Annotated in this window: 19 protein-coding genes and 3 pseudogenes; 5 read left to right on the forward strand and 17 right to left on the reverse strand. The window is 58.7% G+C overall.

Going from position 1 to position 18,300, the window contains the following annotated elements:
• Positions 1-14 precede the first annotated feature (14 nt).
• Positions 15-875, reverse strand: a complete 861-nt coding sequence (locus tag ACYZT3_RS11660; protein ID WP_462032126.1) for a phosphotransferase — start codon at positions 873-875, stop codon at positions 15-17.
• Positions 876-1,218: 343 nt separating this feature from the next.
• Between ACYZT3_RS11660 and ACYZT3_RS11665 the strand changes: the two genes are divergently transcribed.
• On the forward strand, positions 1,219-1,608 hold the full coding sequence (locus ACYZT3_RS11665) for a c-type cytochrome (RefSeq protein WP_282377739.1): 390 nt from the start codon (positions 1,219-1,221) through the stop codon (positions 1,606-1,608).
• Between the two features lie 86 nt (positions 1,609-1,694).
• Positions 1,695-2,771 (forward strand): sterol desaturase family protein, encoded by a 1,077-nt coding sequence (locus ACYZT3_RS11670; RefSeq protein ID WP_462032127.1) that lies wholly within the window; start codon positions 1,695-1,697, stop codon positions 2,769-2,771.
• Here ACYZT3_RS11670 and phnE (ACYZT3_RS11675) read toward each other — a convergent pair.
• From phnE (ACYZT3_RS11675) to ACYZT3_RS11735, 13 genes and pseudogenes are all read right to left on the reverse strand, one after another.
• The gene (gene phnE / locus ACYZT3_RS11675; RefSeq protein ID WP_462032128.1) at positions 2,761-3,528 is read right to left on the reverse strand and encodes a phosphonate ABC transporter, permease protein PhnE; all 768 of its coding nucleotides are present in this window, start codon (positions 3,526-3,528) and stop codon (positions 2,761-2,763) included. The two genes, ACYZT3_RS11670 and phnE (ACYZT3_RS11675), sit on opposite strands and share 11 nt — an antisense overlap.
• Positions 3,525-4,352, reverse strand: a complete 828-nt coding sequence (gene phnE, locus ACYZT3_RS11680) for a phosphonate ABC transporter, permease protein PhnE (protein WP_462032129.1) — start codon at positions 4,350-4,352, stop codon at positions 3,525-3,527. The genes phnE (ACYZT3_RS11675) and phnE (ACYZT3_RS11680) overlap by 4 nt, the downstream gene beginning before the upstream one ends.
• Positions 4,346-5,143 (reverse strand): phosphonate ABC transporter ATP-binding protein, encoded by a 798-nt coding sequence (locus ACYZT3_RS11685; protein ID WP_282377743.1) that lies wholly within the window; start codon positions 5,141-5,143, stop codon positions 4,346-4,348. The genes phnE (ACYZT3_RS11680) and ACYZT3_RS11685 overlap by 7 nt, the downstream gene beginning before the upstream one ends.
• The gene (locus ACYZT3_RS11690; protein WP_282377744.1) at positions 5,140-5,991 is read right to left on the reverse strand and encodes a putative selenate ABC transporter substrate-binding protein; all 852 of its coding nucleotides are present in this window, start codon (positions 5,989-5,991) and stop codon (positions 5,140-5,142) included. Before ACYZT3_RS11690 ends, ACYZT3_RS11685 begins: the two co-directional genes overlap by 4 nt.
• Positions 5,992-6,167: 176 nt before the next feature.
• Positions 6,168-7,883, reverse strand: a complete 1,716-nt coding sequence (locus ACYZT3_RS11695) for an amidase (protein ID WP_462032130.1) — start codon at positions 7,881-7,883, stop codon at positions 6,168-6,170.
• A 144-nt stretch (positions 7,884-8,027) separates the two neighbouring features.
• The gene (locus tag ACYZT3_RS11700) at positions 8,028-8,456 is read right to left on the reverse strand and encodes a nuclear transport factor 2 family protein (protein ID WP_462032131.1); all 429 of its coding nucleotides are present in this window, start codon (positions 8,454-8,456) and stop codon (positions 8,028-8,030) included.
• 35 nt (positions 8,457-8,491) lie between these two features.
• Positions 8,492-9,064, reverse strand: a complete 573-nt coding sequence (locus ACYZT3_RS11705; RefSeq protein WP_462032132.1) for a chorismate mutase — start codon at positions 9,062-9,064, stop codon at positions 8,492-8,494.
• Between the two features lie 156 nt (positions 9,065-9,220).
• Positions 9,221-9,346: pseudogene (locus tag ACYZT3_RS11710) on the reverse strand (phage infection protein); the annotation flags it as partial.
• A gap of 176 nt (positions 9,347-9,522) precedes the next feature.
• Positions 9,523-9,786: pseudogene (locus ACYZT3_RS11715) on the reverse strand (GNAT family N-acetyltransferase); the annotation flags it as partial.
• A 91-nt stretch (positions 9,787-9,877) separates the two neighbouring features.
• Positions 9,878-11,284: a cardiolipin synthase gene (gene cls, locus ACYZT3_RS11720; protein ID WP_282377748.1), complete on the reverse strand. Its 1,407-nt coding sequence runs from the start codon at positions 11,282-11,284 to the stop codon at positions 9,878-9,880.
• A gap of 222 nt (positions 11,285-11,506) precedes the next feature.
• Positions 11,507-12,199, reverse strand: coding sequence for an RES family NAD+ phosphorylase (locus ACYZT3_RS11725; protein WP_462032133.1), 693 nt, complete (start codon positions 12,197-12,199; stop codon positions 11,507-11,509).
• Positions 12,193-12,597, reverse strand: a complete 405-nt coding sequence (locus ACYZT3_RS11730) for an antitoxin Xre-like helix-turn-helix domain-containing protein (RefSeq protein WP_282377750.1) — start codon at positions 12,595-12,597, stop codon at positions 12,193-12,195. Before ACYZT3_RS11730 ends, ACYZT3_RS11725 begins: the two co-directional genes overlap by 7 nt.
• 82 nt (positions 12,598-12,679) lie before the next feature.
• Complete coding sequence (locus ACYZT3_RS11735) at positions 12,680-13,543, reverse strand: LysR substrate-binding domain-containing protein (RefSeq protein WP_282377751.1); 864 nt, start codon at positions 13,541-13,543, stop codon at positions 12,680-12,682.
• A gap of 136 nt (positions 13,544-13,679) precedes the next feature.
• Here ACYZT3_RS11735 and ACYZT3_RS11740 point away from each other — a divergent pair, with 136 nt between their 5' ends.
• Complete coding sequence (locus ACYZT3_RS11740; RefSeq protein ID WP_462032134.1) at positions 13,680-14,744, forward strand: agmatine deiminase family protein; 1,065 nt, start codon at positions 13,680-13,682, stop codon at positions 14,742-14,744.
• 55 nt (positions 14,745-14,799) lie between these two features.
• Positions 14,800-15,251, forward strand: a pseudogene (locus ACYZT3_RS11745) (type 2 periplasmic-binding domain-containing protein); the annotation flags it as partial.
• 394 nt (positions 15,252-15,645) lie between these two features.
• Here the strand turns inward: ACYZT3_RS11745 and ACYZT3_RS11750 are convergent.
• Positions 15,646-15,951 carry a panthothenate synthetase gene (locus ACYZT3_RS11750; RefSeq protein WP_282377758.1) on the reverse strand — a complete coding sequence of 102 codons (306 nt, stop codon included), beginning with the start codon at positions 15,949-15,951 and terminating at the stop codon, positions 15,646-15,648.
• A gap of 328 nt (positions 15,952-16,279) precedes the next feature.
• Between ACYZT3_RS11750 and ACYZT3_RS11755 the strand changes: the two genes are divergently transcribed.
• Positions 16,280-16,750: an anti-virulence regulator CigR family protein gene (locus ACYZT3_RS11755; RefSeq protein ID WP_282377759.1), complete on the forward strand. Its 471-nt coding sequence runs from the start codon at positions 16,280-16,282 to the stop codon at positions 16,748-16,750.
• A gap of 94 nt (positions 16,751-16,844) precedes the next feature.
• Here ACYZT3_RS11755 and ACYZT3_RS11760 read toward each other — a convergent pair whose 3' ends face one another.
• Together ACYZT3_RS11760 and ACYZT3_RS11765 are read right to left on the reverse strand one after the other, a co-directional pair.
• The gene (locus ACYZT3_RS11760; RefSeq protein WP_282377760.1) at positions 16,845-17,279 is read right to left on the reverse strand and encodes a GFA family protein; all 435 of its coding nucleotides are present in this window, start codon (positions 17,277-17,279) and stop codon (positions 16,845-16,847) included.
• Positions 17,280-17,351: 72 nt separating this feature from the next.
• Positions 17,352-18,293 carry a carbon-nitrogen hydrolase family protein gene (locus ACYZT3_RS11765; RefSeq protein WP_462032135.1) on the reverse strand — a complete coding sequence of 314 codons (942 nt, stop codon included), beginning with the start codon at positions 18,291-18,293 and terminating at the stop codon, positions 17,352-17,354.
• Positions 18,294-18,300 lie beyond the last annotated feature (7 nt).

Genomic DNA, 18,300 nt, shown 5'->3' on the forward strand with positions numbered 1-18,300 from the left:
TCAACCGCTGCCGGTTACCTCAGCGCGTGCAGGAATGCAGCTTGGGCCTTGGGGCACGTGAGGATGCGGTAACGCGTGCTCCGTGACACATCACGGTCGCGAAAGCGCGCATACACCGCCTGGAAAACTTCCCGGTTCAATGGCGGGTGCTGATCCTTCAGGTAGCGTTCACAGCACTCGTTGTAGTGTTCAACCGAAATGAACGTGTTGAACCAGAAACGATAGAAGTAACCCAGCAGAAACCCCAGGCTGAAGTCGTGATCCAGCACCGAATGCGCACAGCATTCGAAATCGATCAGGCGCAGCCTGCCATCCGGGCCAATCAGGATGTTCTTGGGGTGCGGGTCCATGTGAACAAACCCCTCGACCAGCGTCTGCCCAAACAATTGGAAGATGTCCAACAGCAGCGTTTGCGCCTGTTCGGGTTGGGCGATCAGCCGGTCATCGACACTGCAATGGTTGTCGAAAAAGCTGACCAGCAAATACTCTTCTTTGAGAAACGGAAATCGTCCGACATGGCCGAATGCGGCCACTCTCGGCGACGATTCTGACTTGGCGGACACCACCGACAGATTGATGAATTCGTTGGTCAGGTCATGCAGCCCGAACACACGCTTGAGGCCCAGGAAATTCTGCAGTTGCTTTTTCCAGTGGATCAGGCGGTTGTGTTTCAACACCCATTTGCGCTCACCTTCGAGCAGGAACACGCTGCGGGTTTCCTCGGGAATATCCAGCAAGGCATGTTGATCCGGCTTGGCAAAAAAACGCTGAAGCACAGTCACCAGTTCGTTCTGGTCAGACGGATCGAAATGGAAGGTGACGCCAGCGATCTTTTGCTGATTCAGAGGGGAAGTAAGGTGTCTGAGGTGGCGCATGTAAAGTCCCTGCTAAGGCTTTCGGGTCCATAAAACGGCGGCAAACGAGCGTGACGCCTTGTCGTTATCGGCAGGACCTTGCAGACCCTTACTCACAGAGGCGATTATTTTACCGTTCGGTTGGCTCGACGTACGCCGTCACCCGCGGCCTATCCCCATGATCTGGGTGAAGCATGCCGAGAATTTCGACCTGGACATGTTCGCCAGCCCTGAAGACGGCAATTCGTTCCGTAGACTTTTCCGGCAGCGAGTGGGTTTGCTGCCGGCGGCTGACAGGAAGAAGTTTCAACCGAGCGCGAGTTGATTCACTCGCGCCAAGCCACACATGAATGGGAGCAGAAACATGCAGAAAGCGGCTGTACTCACCTTCGCCCTGGTACTCAGTACGGGGCTATTCAGCACGCAAGCACCAGCGGCCGGCGATGCCGAAGCGGGTGCGACACTGTTCAAGCGGATATGCGGTGGCTGCCATCAAGTCGGGGAGTCGGCACGGGGTTCTTTTGGTCCGCAGCTCAACGGCATTTTTGGACGCGCTTCGGGCAGCACCAAGGATTACCACTATTCCGATGCCATGAAATCAGCCGGCATTGTCTGGACCCGCGAAACGCTGACCGCGTACCTCGAAGATCCCAAAGCAGTGATACCCGGCACTCGCATGATTTTCTGGGGGCTAAGCGATTCGGAAAAGATCGAAAATCTGTTGGCGTACCTTCAGACGTTTCAGTCGCAGTAGGACTTTGCGACATTCGTCAGGCGCGGAACACGCGGTGGTTCCGATCTGATTTACAATCCCCCCCCTTTTACAGAGGGCAGCCGTTCATGGATGTTTTCGCGCTTCTATATGACTACCTGATCAAGTGGGTGATCGGGCCTGTCACGGACCAGTTTTTTGGCATTTTCGATCTGAACGGCCGCTTCGGCATCGTGTTTCTCTGCTTGTCCTACAGCATCGCCTACGGCCTTTACCGATTCAGACAGTCTCGCGGGCTGACCGACGCACGTTCTTTCGGGCAGTTCATCGGCGGACGCCGGGTTCATTTTCATCGCTCGGCGTTGCTGGATTACCGGTACTACTTCGTGCGGGCCATCCTGAAAGTCGCGCTGGTGCTGCCGATTGTTGGCCTGGTTGACCCGTACGTCCTGCGCTCCGGCGACTATATCTCGTTTTTCACCCATCTTTGGGGTGCCCGCGTGCAGGTGGGGGAGAACCTTTCACTCTCCCTGCTCTACGGGCTGGGCGTGTTTCTGGTGCAAGACTTCATCCATTACTGGGTCCACCGCGCCTTTCATTCCCGGTATCTGTGGGCGTTCCACAAAGTCCATCATTCCGCGCCCGTCCTGGTACCGGCGACGGCAAGCCGGATTCACTTTGTGGAAAAAATTGTCGAAAAACTGATAGACACTGTCTGCCTCGGCGCCTATGCCGGGGTCTTTTGGTACGCCTGTGGCGGAGAGATCAGCCGGTATACCTTGTTTGGCGTGACCTATATGGTCTTCATCCTCAATGCATTGGCGGCCAACCTGCGTCACAGCCATGTCTGGCTCTCATTTGGGCCCGTGGTCGAGCATGTGCTGAACAGCCCCGCGCAACATCAGATTCACCACAGTGACGCGCCCCGACACTTCAACAGGAACTTCGGTACCAACCTGTCAGTCTGGGACTGGATGTTCGGTACGCTCTACGTCACACACTCGACGCCCGAGCCCATTCAGTTCGGCACCGGCGAACAGGATCACGACCGTTACCTGACGCTCTATAGCCTGATCGTCACCCCCTTTGTGGACATAGCCCGCAAGATTCCCACCAGACGCGCCAGGGAATGGGCGTCGCGTCTCTCCGAAAGATTCCCTTCGACGCTTTTCCGTCGGCGTTGGCGTTCAATCCTCAGGCCTTGACCCAGCGTTGGCGGCTCCAGCTGCTCAGCGTATCGACGACCAACACCAATAACAGCATGGCCAAAATAATAGTGCTGGCTTGAGCTTCCTGGAACAGGCTGAGGCTGACATAGAGCATCTGCCCCAAACCACCTGCGCCGACGAAGCCGAGCACGCTGGCCATGCGGATGTTGTTCTCCCAGCGGTACAGGATGTAGGCCAGTAGTTGTGGCAATAGATTGGGCAATGTGCCGTAACAGAAAGCCCACACGGCATTGGCGCCCTGCAGGCGGATAGCTTCGGCCGGTTCGGGTGGGGTGTTTTCCAGCGCTTCGGCGAACAGGCGGCCGAGCACGCCGGTAGTGTGCAGGGCTAATGCCAGGGTGCCGGCATTCGGGCCGAGCCCGGCGGCAAGGACCATCAACGCGGCCCACACCAGTTCCGGAATCGCGCGCAGGGCATTGAGCACGAGGCGCGACGCGCTCTGCAGCGGCCAGCCGAATCGGCCGGCCGCGGGCAGTGCCAGCAGCAGACCGAGCACCGCTGCGAGCAGGGTGCCAAGGGCGGACATGGCGATGGTTTCCAGGGCGCCATGGCCGATGGCTTGCAGATGCGCCGTGCTCAGGTCCGGACTGAGAAAACGCTGCGCATAGGCACCCATCTGGTTCAAATTGCCGGTGTCACCCAGTTCGGTGAGGTCGATGCCCAGATAGGTGAACGAGGCGGCGACCGCTGCGCCGATGCACAGGACCAGTACCAGGTTGAGCAGGCGATTCATGCCAGCCTCCAGCGCAGCAGGCGGCTGAGTTGATCGGCGAGCAGCACCAGCACGAGAAACGTCAGTAACAGACTGGCCACTTCATCGCCGGCAAACATGCGCAGCGACAAATCCATTTGCTGGCCCAGACCGCCGGCGCCGACGAAGCCCATCACCACTGAGGCGCGGATGGCGCATTCCCAGCGGTACACCGTGTACGACAGCAGCTCCGCAGCGACATTGGGCAGGATCCCGTAGCAAAACGCCCCGAGCCGACCACTGCCGGCCTGCAGCAGCGCGTGGACCGGGCGCTGATCAACCGACTCGAAAATTTCTGCGTAGACCTTGCCCAGCATGCCGCTGTAGGTAATGGCAATCGCCAGGACCCCGGCAGTCGGGCCGAGCCCGACGGCACGCACGAACAGCAGGGCCCAGACGATTTCCGGCACGCTGCGCAGGAAGATCAGTAAACCGCGTACCGGCCAACGCAGCAGCTGGCCCCAATAGCTCGGATGGCCGGCACGGGACGCAGCCGACAGCGACAGAGCCCGGCTGGCCAACAGGCTGGCGGGGACTGCCAAGAGCAACGCCAGGGCCATGCCGGCCGTGGCGATGGCCAGGGTCTGCAGGGTGGCTTGCAACAACAGCTCAATGAACGCCTCGTCATGGGCCGGTGGCCAGAAGGCTGATACAAACTTGCCGATCTCGCTCTGACTGTCACTTGCTACCAGTACGCTCAGGTCCAACTCGCTGAAGCGGATGCCCGGCCACAGCAGGGCAAGGGCCAGCAGAATGAGCAGCAGACGGGGGCGGGTGGCGGGGTCTCGGGTATCGCGCGTCAGCATCGGGGAATCTGCACACTCATGGGTGCCGGAGGAATGGGCGAGGCTTGCAGCTGTTCGTTGGCGTAGAGCTTGTCGAGCAGCTCGCGGTCGACAGCGCCGGCCGGCAGGTCGAACAGGATCTGTCCATCACGCAGGCCGATGATCCGCGAAAAATGCACCAGGGCCAGTTCCACCGCATGCAGGCTGGCGACCAGGGTGACGTTCTGCTCCCGGGCATGGCGGCAGAGCACCGAAAGCGTGTGCTCGGCGAGCACCGGGTCCATGGCCGATACCGGCTCATCGGCCAGCAACACTTCGGGGGCTTGATACAACACGCGGGCAATGCCCACGCGCTGTAGCTGTCCACCGGACAGCTGCTGGCATTGCGCGAACAACTTGTCACTCAGGTCCAGCCTGGCCAATGCCGCGCGTGCGCCCGGAATATCCAATGGATGCAGCAGGTTCAGCAGGCTCTTGCCAAGACCCCACTGGCCAAGCTTTCCGGCCAGAACCGCGGTGACCACGCGCAGGCGCGGTGGCAAGGGGGGCGACTGATGGATCAGACCGATGCGAGCGCGCAGACGCTGACGCTGACGGGCAGAAAGCTGCCAGGCTCGTTCGCCGAGCACCTGCAGCTGGCCGTTGTCCGGTCGCAGGGCGGTGGCCAGCAGGTTGAGCAGGCTCGACTTACCCGCGCCTGACGGGCCGATGATGGCGACCTGTTCGCTTTCACCGATGTGCAGGTCCACGCCACGCAGCGCCTGGACGCCGTTGGCGTGGGTAAGGTTGACCTGGGTCAGACGCAACGTCATTTGAGCAGGTCGGCGGCGCGTGCGGCTTCCTCGATACCCTTGTAGTTTTCAGGCTTGGTTTCGATGAAGCGGCTGGCGGCCTGCAGATCCAGAATCTCCTTGTCCTTCGGGTTCGCCGGATCGAGCGCAAGAAAGGCGGCCTTTATCTTGGCCGCCAGCGCCGGGTCGAGGGTCCCGCGCACCGTCCAGTTGTAGTCGTAGTAGGCCGGGGTGGTCGCAAACACTCTGACCTTGGTGGTGTCGACCTTGCCGGCGGCGACCAGTTTTTCCCACACGCTGGCGTTCAGCACCCCGGCGTCCACCTTACCGGCCTGGACCCAGGCGACGGTGGCGTCATGGGCACCGGAGTAGCCCACGCGACTAAAGTACGTTTCCGGTTTGATGCCGTCCTTCAGCATGAAATAGCGCGGCATGAGACTGCCTGAAGTGGATGACACCGAACCGAAGGCGAAGGTCTTGCCCTTGAGATCGGCGAGGGACTTGATGGTTGGGTCGGCGGTGATGAACTTGCTGGTGAACTGGGCGTCTTGTTCGCGCTGTACCAACGGAATGGCATTGCCGGTTTTCAGGCGTGTCTGCACGAACGTGAAGCCGCCCAGCCAGGCAAGGTCGATTCGGTCGGTGGCCAGCGCCTCTACCACGGCCGGATAGTCGGTCACTGGCACGAACTCGACCTTCATGCCTGTTTGTTGTTCCAGATAAGCGCCAAGGGGCTTGAACTTGCGGAGCAGTTCGGTAGGCGCTTCATCAGGAATGGCGCTGACTTTCAGGGTGTCGGCGGCCTGCGTCAGCAGGGTACAACAAGACAGGGTTAAGCCGATGGCCAATGCCAGGGTACGCTTGAGCATGTAAGTTCTCCGTTTCATTAGCGCAAAAATGTCGCTGCGCTAGGCACACGCTGATTGCTGAAGGGCGCTTTGTGAGGGTAGACGAAACGCAGTGACTATATGAACTCCTGCGTCGTTGGCCTGCTTTGCCGTTAGTGGGCGGGATTAGAGCGTGTAATGCCCCAGTCCCGCCATGGCTATTTTTTACCACCCGGCAATGGTGGGGTGAGAGGCGGGATTAATCGTTTTGTCCCAACTGACTCGAACGCCGACGCCAAGCGCAGCAGCGCCGAATCGTCATAGGCACGACCGGCAAAGGTCAGCCCGACGGGCATGCCGATGTCCGGCATGACGCCCATCGGCACGGTGACCGTGGGAACACCCAGGTGCCGGATGGCGAGATTGCCGTTGGCGACCCATACGCCGTTGCTCCACGCGATATCCGCAGACTTCGGGTCGACATCGGCATTCGCTGGCCCAACATCGGCCACGGTCGGGAATATCACCGCATCGAGCCCCAGCCGATCCATCCAGTCTTCCAGATCGATTCGACGTGTCTTTTCAAGTCCGCGCAGCCCGTCAGGCAATGTGGCGATCTGGTCCCACGGTGTAATGCCGCGTTCGGCCATCTTCACGTACTCGTCCATGCCAGCGGCAAGGTCGTCCTCCCGGTTGGGGAGAGTGCCCGGATCGTGCGGGAAAATCAGCGGTCCGTCGACATCGGCCAGACGGTTCAACGTGGGATCTCCATTGGCCCGCAGAAAATCATCGAACGCCCAGGCCGACAGGTCCCACAACTCATGGTGAAGGAACTCTTTGGACACCAGGCCTCGAGTAAACACGGTCGGCGCACCGGGGCGATCACCTTCGCAATTGGAGACCAACGGGAAATCGACTTCGACGACTTCGGCACCCAAGGTTTCGAGTGCCTTGCGAGCGGCCTCCCAGAGCCCGATCACGGAAGGACGAGTGATGATTCGCTGCCCCGTCGGACCACCGATGCCAGGCGCATCGCTCGTACCGGCATCCGGATCCGCGTTGATGTACATGCGGGGAACGCCAAATCGCTTTCCGGCGAGCGCATCAGTATCCGCGGCAAGCGACCCATAGGAGGCGGGACGCACCGAGGCGACACTCGGAATCGGCACCCAGGGTTGCATCCGCCACAGGTCGCCCCGTGTGTCGGGATCATCCGCCACCACCACGTCGAGCACCTCGAGGAGGTCGGCCATGGTTCTGGCATACGGCACGACAACGTCCATCGTCGGCGTCAACGGCCAGTTCCCGCGCACCGAGATCACCCCGCGCGAAGGCGTATAGGCGCACAAACCATTGTTCGAGGCAGGACCGCGACCGCTCGACCAAGTTTCTTCCGCGAGGCCGAATGCCGCAAAACTGGCGGCGGTGGCAGTACCGGCGCCGTTCGATGAGCCTGATGCGAAAGGAGCGGTGAGATAGTCACCGTTGTATGGGCTTTCCGCACGGCCGTAGACCCCGCGCTGCATGCCGCCGTTTGCCATGGGCGGCATATTGGTCTTGCCCAGGCAGATCGCGCCAGCGGCGCGAAGCCGTTCGATCGTGAACGCATCGCGATAAGCAATCAGGTTCGCGAACGCGGGACTTCCAGAGGCGGCGGTGAGCCCCTTGACCAGATAACTGTCCTTGGCCGTGTAGGGAATGCCATCGAGCGGACTCAGCGTCTCGCCCTTGGCCCGACGGGCATCGGACGCCTGCGCCTCGTTGAGTGCCTCGGTGTTTCGAACCACCACCGCGTTGAGGGCGGTGGGCGTGTCGGGTCCGTCGTAGGCATCGATCCTGGCGAGGTAGGCCTGGACAAGCTCAACCGCAGTGGTTCGGCCAGACTCGAGCGCGGCACGCAGTTCGGCAATGGAAACCTCGGTGACCTCGATCATGCTGTTACCACCGGCGGCTGATGGGGGAGGGGGTGAATGTTTCCATCGCACTGGGTCTTGGACTCAGGGGCATCACTTGTCTCAAAATGGGTATTCATCGGTGTTCTCGTTGCGCGGCTTTACGCGTTCTATCAGCCGGGGTCATCAGGCTTTGCTGGCCGCCAGGTAAGCGCCAAGGCGTTGTCCCATTTGCTCGCCCAAGGCTTGCAGGCCACTCAAGGGACGGACCATCACCTCAAACTCAATGATTTTTCCTTGTTCGTTGAAGCGGATCATGTCGATGCCCTTCAGCTCTTTTCCGCCGACTTTGGCGCTGAATTCCAGGACGACGTTCAACCCGTCGGCCGTCGACAGCTCCCGGTGGTAGACAAAATCCTCAAATACCTCGATGACCGTGTTGAGAATCATCGATACCACGGCCGCTCCCGGGTAAGGCGTGTGAGCCATCGGCGAGCGGAATATCGCCTGTGGGTCCAACAAACCGGGCAAGGCGCTCAAGTCACGCTTGCTGATCATTTCATGCCATTGGTTCAGGGATTCTGCAGCGTTGGGATGCAGTTTCAGTTCAGACATTTTCAACTCCTGTATTTTTGTTGTTTTGCAAACACTCATAGATCGGCGACGCACAACTCCCCGGTGGCGCGTATCAGTGCCTGACCATGCAGACTATCCTTGATCAGGCCGGATCGTTCTTTGGCCAGCCAGTTCGCGCATTCCGGGTCATGGCGATAAGGCGCGAAGTCAGCGTATTGCTGCAACAGACGGTTTTGCAACGCATCCAGCTGGGGCCGGATTTGATTGGCGAGGTCCGGCCTTGGCGTGTCAGGCGCTTTGCCAGCCGCTCGCCAATGAGCGATCAGTCCGTACTGCACCAGCTTGCTGGCTTCTATCTGTGCCGCGATCAATTCGGCCACTTCGTCCGGGTCCAGTTTGCGGTCAACGGCCATCTTCCTGGCGTTGGCGATGACTTGCGTTTCCCGGGCACTGTCCTGGATCGGTCTGCCACTGTCCCACTTGGTCAGCGCCACGAGATCGCCCATGCTCAGGCGCTCGTTCAACGTCACCAGCAACGGTTGCAAGCTATCGGGCGCCGGGGAGGGCGCGCTGGCTCGTGCGCTGCAGGCGAGTAAACCGAGGACGGCGCAGGTCAGCAGTTGCGGTAAGCGTGGGGAACGGGGCATCGGCAAACCTCATTGGGTACGGGACTCACAATCAGGTGTTATGTATCACAGGTGCGGCAGAGGCATTAAGTGGGGATTGATTTATTTTACGCACGAAAAAGCCCGGCTGTTCAGGCCGGGCTTTTCGTTGCGTACTGCGGTCACGCTATTCATTTATGCAGCGCGGTTTTCGATCAGACGATCCGAGCCGCCTTCAGCGACAACCGGGTGAGCAGAGGTAGCGGCGAAAGCGTTAACTGCAAAAACCGAGAAAGCGATGCTGAGGAGGATTTGGCGTTTCATGAGGGTGTGCTCCGGGGTGTAGTTGTTGGGTATGGAGCCGATGAAGGGCAGCAATGGGGCGCAACGGTGACCGAGCAGTGTTTTGTACGACCCGGCCAAGCCGCTGCGCAAACTTGAGCCGGTATCAAGCGGTTAAAGCCATTGGTGCGTTTCGTATTGGCCAATCATTCACTCATCTAAATCGAAAGGCCAAACCGATATTCGTGCTCTGTCCCTTCTTGCCGAGATATATGTTCGATCAAGAAGCCACACCGTTTGAGTATTTTTGCCGAGCCGATATTTCCAGCGTATACGTTGGCAACCCGTTGTTTAAGGTTCCAATGCAACTGCGCCTCCTGGATCAGATGCCTCACCGCTAGCGTTGCCAGTCCCCGTCCGCAAGCACTTTGAGCAATCCGATAGCCGACTTCTGCCGACCGCTCGGACCTGTCGATGCCCTGAAAACCACTTTGTCGAGTCCGGTAGCCAAGTTAACTGACACAACCTGTGGTCCAGGGCGACATTGCGAGTTTTCAAGGCGCACCACTTGACTTATAGCCAGTATTCCCAGAGTCGCGCCATCTGCTCTTTGGCTCTCACAGCGAGCGAGCGACGCTGCCACTTTTCCAGCTTGATTTCGTTCGACTTGGCCAGATCAGCCATGAATGCCGCCTGCATCTTTTTTCCAAACCCGGTGCCCAGCACAACGACGTTAACTTCATCGTTGTGCAGGAAGCTGCGCCAGTCGAAGTTGGTGGAGCCGACACTCGACCACACGCCATCGATTACTGCAGTCTTGACGTGGAGTAGCGCGTCACGGCGTTCGTAAATCTTGACGTTGGCCTTCAGCAACTCGCTGTAGTAGGCGCGTCCGGCATGGAGCACCAGCCACGAATCGGTGCTGCTAGGCAGCACCAGCTTGACGTCGACTCCACGCGCTGCCGCCTCCTTGAGTGCCGCCAGCAACTGAGGATCGGGCACAAAGTAGGCGTTAGTCAGCCATATCTCGGTCTGCGCGCTATGCAACGCCGAAATCAGCGTGGCATAGATCAGGCTAAACGGCTCATCTGGTGAGCTGCCGATGGCGCGCACCACCTCGCTGCCTTTGCGCTCAGGTGGCGGAAAGTAGTGGCGAGCCGCGAGTGGTTCACCTTTCTGGGTAGTCCAGGTTCCGATGAACAGCTTCTGCAGTTCCGCAACCACGGGCCCCTCGACGCGCAAGTCGGTATCGCGCCAAGTCAAATCACCATTTGGGCGAGTCTTCGAGTGAGAGCTGAACGAGCCCCCCGAATAGACGCTGCTGATGTTGATCCCGCCGAGAAAGGCAATACGGCCATCCACTATCAGCAGCTTTCGGTGGTCGCGCTGGTTCACGTCCCAGCCCACTTTGGCCGTCACCGGATTGATTGGGTTGTACTCCAGCACCTTGATGCCCGCGTCGGTCAATCGAGAAAAAAACGCTGATGGTGTTCCAAGGGTTCCGACGCTGTCACGGATCAGATTGACCTGTACGCCTTTTTGTTGCTGAGCGATCAATGCGGCGGCGAAGCGCTGGCCGACTTCATCATCGTCGAGGATGTAGGTCTCCATATTGATGTGGTCGCGCGCAGCCTCCACGGCTTTGATCATCGACTGGTAGGTGGTGGGGCCGTCCTGCAGCAAGTCGACTTTGTTTCCTTCCGTTAGCGGGCTACCGGTGATGGATTCTTCGATTGCGAGGTGCACATCGAAGATGTTGGTTTCTGCGCCGGTGGACTTAAGTCGGTCGAGAATGGCTTTGCTGCGCTCGGCTGACAGAGGTCCATGTACTCCGTCGAGTTGCACGGGCGCAGAGGGCGCGCGAGCCATGTCGGGCACAATCCTCGGCAATGTACTGCAGGAAATCACAAAGGCCAGGAGCACAGCCACGCACAGCACCAGAGGAATAAAAACACCCTTGCATGTGGTTAGAATCTTCATTAGGCCTCCTCTTGGCGAGGACGGTGATAGCGCTCAAGAATCTAAAAACTTCCTTTCGAACCAGGAGGTATCGATCCTGGACATACCTTGGTCATCCTCAAAAATGTGAACCAAATCTTTCATTCATGCAACGCTACTTTCAATCAGACGATCCGAGCCGCCTTCAGCGACAACCGGGTGAGCAGTGGTGGGGGCGAAAGCGTTAACTGCAAAAACCGACGATCAGGCTTCGCTGATCTTACTGACACTGGTCACCTGCCCATTCCAGATCATCTCGTAATGCGCTGCTTGAATGATTGATAAAACCGGTCTCGGTGTCATCAGCGCCCAGCAGTAACTACCTTGCATGCGCACGGAGTTGTAACGAATGCCGGGACAACCCGCTTTTTTGATGGATTTCCCCAGGTGACGGGAGTGCGTGTAATCGTCAGGCGCGTAGACAGGATCAGTCATCGCAATGGCTGCAGCATCTTTCATCGCCACGTCCACGAAGGAGCAGGACAGTCCCCGAAAAACGAACCGCTCATAGTTCAGGCTGGGGACATTCGACCAATACAAACTCTGGTGATGCCGCACCTCGGCCAGCGCCGTTTCCATGGAATCCGCCAGGTACAACACCCCAAAACTGCCATCGCTGAACCGCGAACCTGCCGGGTTGACGTGGGTAAAAGGCGCTGTCGCGTAAGAGCAGCCAGGAATGCCGAAAGGGATCTGATCACGGGGAATCAACTCAAGATGACTCACTTCATTTTTCAGCCTGGGATTTGTCAGCGCCTGTATCTGATACAGCACCTCAAACTCATCCGCGTCCGCAACGTCATCAAACATCGCGATCGGTGGAAACTTTGAGTTGACCAGTCGATAGGCCTGTAACTGCTCTCCGGCACGTTCTGCCAGTTCGTTCACCTTTACCATTGCGCACCACGCAGCACGTCAATGCGCCGAAAGGTTTCATACAAAGAAATCATATCGCCCTGAGACATGATCTCGAGCGGGCTACGCCCATTGAAAAACTCGTTGTCGTTGGTCATCGACGGGAAGCCGTAGACGTTCTCCGGGTTATCGAAAACCAGGCGCAGCGCGGCGTGGATGTTGAGCACAAAACTGATGCGCTGCATCTGGTCCGAGTCCAGAGTCACAGCCCAGTCGGGATCACGCTGCCGGGCGCGGGTGTAGGTGCTGCGTGAAATGCGCAGGATGCGGCAGGCCTGATCGCTGGACGCACCCCATTTTTCGAGGATGCCGACAGCGGCGCGCAGGCCCGTCACACACTGGCTCTTGGTAAAGGCTTGTTCCTGAAGGGCAACGGCCATGTTCAATACCTCATCGTGAATCCATAGACTCAAAGATAGTCATGTTGAATCTACAGATCAAGACTGCCTCGACCAGCGGACGTTACAGGCGATCTTCCAGGTTACTCAGCAGCCACGCACTGAAGCTTCGCGCCAGCGCATTATTCTCACTGTCACGATGGGTCAGCATGGCCCAGTTCGGACCACGAATGGTTTGCTCCACCAAGGGTTGCAACACGCCATTGGCGCGTGCCTGTCGACTCAATAATTGGCTGACCAGAGCGATACCGAGCCCTGCGCACGCGGCGTCCAGCAGAAGGCCGGGGTCGGAAAAATTCAGCCCCTGATCTTTCTGACCGACATCAATGCCAGCCTCCACCGCCCAGTGACTCCAGTCCATTTCCCGCTCGCCGTGAAGGGTTGTTCGCTGTTCGCGTGGCAACGCCAACAGGTTCGGGTGACACGCCGGATAGAGGCGGTCGGCGTGCAGCACCTTGAAGCTGCACTCGGCTTGGGAACTGATGTCATCGCGCACCGCGAGGTCGATAGTCTGGGTGGTCATGTCCGGGACTTCATCGGTACTGAAAATCCATAGATCAACGTCCGGATGCTCGCGGCGAAAATCCCCCAAACGCGGCAGAAGCCAGTGACGGGCGAACGCCGGTGTGGTGTTGAGGACCAGTTGGTTGGGTTTTTGGTACTGCCCCAGGCGGCGAATGCCGACGGCAAGTTGTTGCAGCATCGCCTGGGTGGTGCTGAGCAAATCGTGACCGGCATCGGTCAGGCTGACGCTGCGTCCACTGCGAAAGAACAAGGGTTGTTCAAGGTACGCCTCAAGGCTGCGGATCTGCTGACTGATCGCCGATTGGGTGAGGTGCAACTCGGCGGCCGCCTTGTGGAAGCTGCCCAGCCGGGCGGCGGCTTCAAAGCCGCGAAGGGTGCTGAGTGGCGGCCAATGCTTGAGCATATCGATAAGTTCCTCTAATCATTTGTCTGCAAAATCCATCGTTTGTTTGCCTGTATTTACGGCCGTAGCATTCATGCCAGGACCACCCAAGCAGTTTTCATTGAACACAATGACTTAACTTAAAGGGCTTTTTATCATGCAGCATGTCATACAGCAGACTGCAGTTCGAAACAGTGGTTGGATGATGCCGGCCGAGTGGGTGAGGCATGTCGCCACCTGGATGGTCTGGCCACACAACAAAGCACTCTGGGAGTCCGATTGGGGCGTGACGTTGCCACTGGTGCAAGAGGACTTCGCTCGCGTGGCCAACGCCATCGCCCGTTTCGAACCGGTGAAACTGGTCGTCGATCCTTCTGCTGTTGTCAGCGCCAAAGCGTTATGTGGGCCGAACATCGAATTGATCGAGCTGGCGGTGAACGACAGCTGGTGCCGGGACTCGGGTCCGAGCTTCGTCTGCCATCCGCAACAAGGCCTGGCAGGGGTGAGCTGGCGCTTCAATGCGTGGGGCGGCAAGTCGGCCCACCACCTGGACGAAAGCCTGGCGCGTCGAGCACTCACTCACTTGGGCGTGGAGTGCTTTGGTACCGCGCTGCGTAATGAAGGCGGGGCCATCCATGTGGACGGCGAAGGCACGCTGATCACCACCGAATCGGTATTGCTCAACCCCAATCGCAACCCGGGCATGAATAAGGCTGAAATAGAGGAAATCTTCACGCGTCTGCTGGGTGTGAAAAAGACGATCTGGCTGCCAGGCGATCCGGACTATGTGACCGGCGATATGACTGACGGCCATGTCGATGGCGTGTGCGCATTCGCCCGTCCTGGGGTTTTGCTGGTAGACGCCACCCACGACCAGCAATCGGTGTATGCCGAAGTGGCCCGCGAAAACCGTCGTGCGCTGGAGCTGGCCACCGATGCCCAGGGTCGACGGTTCGAGCTGATCGAATTGTATGAAGCCACCGATGCCGTGGACACCGAGGCTGAAGTGTTCTGCGCCTCGTACACCAATTTCTACATCGCCAACGACGCGATCATCATGCCGGCCTACGGCATTGCGGCCGACGAAAAGGCTGCCGCCGTATTGGCCAAGGCGTTTGCCGGGCGCGAAGTGGTGCCGGTTCGAATCAATCACTTGGCGCATGGCGGTGGCGGAGTGCATTGCATCACCCAGCAACAGCCCGCCTGGCCGGTGGAGGGCTGATGCCATGACGCTTCTGACCATCGCTACAACCCAGATGCCCTGCACCTGGGACTTGCCACACAACCTCGATCAGGCCGAGCAACTGGTGCGTGAGGCGGCTGCGAAGGGCGCCCGGCCGTACATTCGCAAGTTCCAGTCGCAGCCGGTGACTGACCTGCTGAACGGCAACCTGTGCCTGTCGCTCGGTTACAGCGGGGATATGACTCAGGCGCAACGGACGGCGGATTCCGCAGGCAAGAACACCACGTTCCAGTACCGCATCCCCCGTGAAGGCACCACGGTGTGGATGGATACCATGGCGATTCCTGTCGACGCTAAACATCCGGATTACGCCTATGCGATGCCAAGGCACGTCCGAGCGTCGATACGACAATGCGCGACAACCCGGACATTTACATCGATGAGGCTACTTACGCACGGCTGATTCCTGGCAAGGACATTCCCCAGTCCGACATGCGGGCGCGCATGCGAACCTGGACCAAGTTCAAGACGGCCACCGCGAAATGAGAGCGACCGGTCAATCACCGTTGGCTTAGTCCAGATCAAGCATTACTGATGAAACGTGCGACCCAGCGCATCCAGGCGAATTATCTTTTAACTGACCTGCAGAGCCCGGGATTTAAATGGTTTGTCGGCATAATCGAGGCATATTTGAGAAATCGAAAAGTCAGAAATAGAGGCAAGTAATGCTGAAGTGACGCGGCCAAGGTCTGCACCTGTACCGGCTAGGGTCAATTGCTGGCGTCGCGACGCACGAAAAAGCCCGGCTTGTAAGGCCGGGCTTTTCGTTGAGTACCGCGGTAAAGCTACTCATTCATGCAGCGCGGTTTTCGATCAGACGATCCGAACCACCTTCAGCCACACGATGAAGGTGACTATCGACGCCCGCAATGGAGGCGCCTCACGCCCAGGTTTGCCCGAGCGTCGCCAGATCGGCCTTTTGCAGATCCTGCGCGCTCAGCACAATACGGAACTTGCAGTTGGCGTTGAAGTTGAGAAAAAAGGGCTCTGCAAAAGCGGGTATGTCGGATGGGTCTTTTACGTCGACCAGAAAGATCCCGCCGCGCATGCCATCCTGCTCAGTAAAGTACGCCGCCTCCGGCTTGATGCTGACCAGAATGCGCTCAATGACCTCGCCCACTTTTCCGGCTTTGACAAGGGAATTGAAGGGTTCATTAGGGCACTCGACCATCAGTAACATCTTCATCATTCAATCCTCTGCTCAACTTGTAACCCTGTAGCCAGACCTTTGCGTCTGGCGCTCATGCCGCAGGCCATTCATTCAACAGTCCTCGCGGTTTGTGTCATGAAGAATAGCGAAGCGTGAGCCAGCCCTCGTGCACGGGTTACGGGCGGTCATGAAGCCTTATTTCAAGGATTGAGAAAGTCCTGATAGTTGCGGATGCGGTAGTCGGTCATGGCTTGGCAGGGGACATCGAGGGGGGGCTTGGGTGTTGATGGGAAGAAATGGAACCAACATCGTCAATAGCGTCTAAATTTCATTGAGATATCCCTCCACGCTGAAGGAACGACTCATGCTCAGATCTCGCTCGTTGATTGCAGCTGTTACATGCCTTGCGCTGGTCTGCGGCTCAGCAACTGCGTTAGCCGATCCCGGTAATGGAAAGGGTCAAGGAAACGCCAAGGGAAATCCGCAAAACAGCCAAGTTCATGGCAGTCAGGGTGGACAGGGAAGCAAAGGCAAAAATTCCGGGGGCGGCGATTGGGATAATGGCCCAATCATCAGTCGCGCAAGCGTACTTGGGATTGTTGGTGGGTATCGAGACTACTGGAGCCCCGGACCTGCATTGCCACCCGGCATTCAAAAGAACCTCGCGCGAGGTAAGCCGCTTCCACCAGGGATTGCCAAAAAACTGGACGGTCGGTTAATCGGCAGGCTGCCTCATTATGATGGATATGAATGGCAGCAAGCTGGCACCGACTTGATATTGGTTGCGCTGGCAACCGGGCTCATCTACGAAGTGCTCAACGGTGCTTTTGATTAATGCTTGAGTGGCGCGGGCAATGGGCATGATCCGTATGCCCATTTGAAGGGTGTTCTGAGGCGGTTGCCTATGACATTGCCGTTACCTTGCTACGCTATTCGTCCACGCTGATGCCCGATCCCCCTAATTCGTTGGGGACATCCTTTAGCTTGGGCAATCCATCCTTGATGCGCAGCACAGTCTCCTGATAGTGCACGTGAACGCCTGGCGAGTATGCGAGATCCGGGATGACCGCGGCATACACGTCGATGAGCCCCATCCCCGGGTGTTCAGTAAAGATGTGTCCGCCGCACGTCTTGCACCACTTGCGGTAACTGCGCGGTGTCTTGTTGTAGGTGCCGATGTTGTCAGCACCCCGAGTCACTTGCACCGCCTCGGGTTTCCACAGCGTGAAGGCATTGACCGGTCCTGCTGACCAATGCCGACACGACTCGCAATGGCAATAGCCCATTCCGACCGGCTCGCCGCTGACTGTGAACTCGACTGCGCCGCAAAAACAATTGCCCTTGTAAGACCGTTCAATGCTCATGGCATGACTCCTTGATTAATTGCCAGGCGATACCGCCGGACATGGCATGGATCGCCTGAACGTTGCCTGCCTTCACCCGTCGATGTAGCGCACCGCTGTGGCCGGCGTGCGCCGCACCTGCAGTTCGAAAATGTCAGGGCGCGCGTAATGCCCGGTGACGTCGAGCGCACGCCGCGCTGGCGCCACGAGTGAGACGTCGATGTCCGCATACAAAATGCCTGCCTCTCGGTGTAATGGACCGGCCACGATCCGGCCTTGAGGGTTGACCACCACCGAGTCGCCGTCGTTGATCCATTCGTCCGGATCGGGAAACAGTTGCGTACGCGCCGGGAAGTCATCGGGGATATCGCTGCCGCGCAGCGCGGTGCCACTGCCGAGCACCCAGCAGCGGCCTTCAAGTGCAATGTGACGCATCGTGCTGATCCAGCCCTCGCCAGTGTCGTACGTGGGGGCGACGTAGATTTCCACCCCTTGGGCATACAGTGAATAGCGTGCCAGCGGCATGTAGTTTTCCCAGCAGATGAGCGCACCCACGCGGCCGACCGGTGTATCGACCGTGCGCAACCCGGAGGCATCACCGAAGCCATGCACCATACGCTCGGGATTGGTTGGCATCAGCTTGCGGTGTCGGTTGAGCACTGCGCCGTTCGCGCCGATAACGACTACGCTGTTATAGAGCGTGCCGCCACCATTGCACCGGTCGCATTCATTGATGCCGCACACGATCGTCACGGCGTGAACCCTGGCGGCCTCGCACAATTGGCTCAGGTCACCGTTAGTAATATCGACGGCGTTGGCCAGCAGCCGCGTGTGCAACTGACCGATTACAGCCCCGTCCTTTCCCGCCGCCAGCCGCCAGATCCACGACGGGTAACCGGGAATGTACGATTCGGGCAAAACGATCAGCGAGGCTCCCGCCGTCGCGGCCTCAGCGACCGATTGCACGGCCCGGGCGATCGTCGCGCTGCGATCGAGCAGCACGGGCGGGCGCTGAATGATGGCTACCTTGGTCATGGCGTTC

The organism is Pseudomonas sp. MDT1-16 (genome assembly GCF_054898115.1).